Source organism: Marinobacterium sedimentorum, from assembly GCF_024267675.1.
GTDB classification, from domain to species: domain Bacteria; phylum Pseudomonadota; class Gammaproteobacteria; order Pseudomonadales; family Balneatricaceae; genus Marinobacterium_A; species Marinobacterium_A sedimentorum.
In genome coordinates, this window is record NZ_JALDYX010000149.1 from 1 (window position 1) to 236 (window position 236).

Genomic DNA, 236 nt, shown 5'->3' on the forward strand with positions numbered 1-236 from the left:
GCCGTCGTCGTCGGGTTCTTTGTTGAACTCTCCAACCGGGTACTCGCCAGACGCGCTATCCGGCCGTTTGTCGTTAAGGGCTTGTTTGCTGATAACGAAGACGCGGCCCGCCGTCACAAAATCCTGAACCGCTCCTATCTGGTCGGCCTGGTCGCCGTGGCTTTGCTCTCCTACTTCTTCTCCATTGTAGGCAGTACCTACTACGCCGACGACGTGACCACCGGCCCTGAGTTGGT

General features: G+C 58.5%; 1 protein-coding gene. It reads left to right on the top strand.

All coding sequences use genetic code 11. The features are described from left to right. Positions 1–236: hypothetical protein (locus MRS74_RS23685; RefSeq protein WP_254582734.1), on the top strand; the 236-nt coding region annotated here is incomplete at both ends.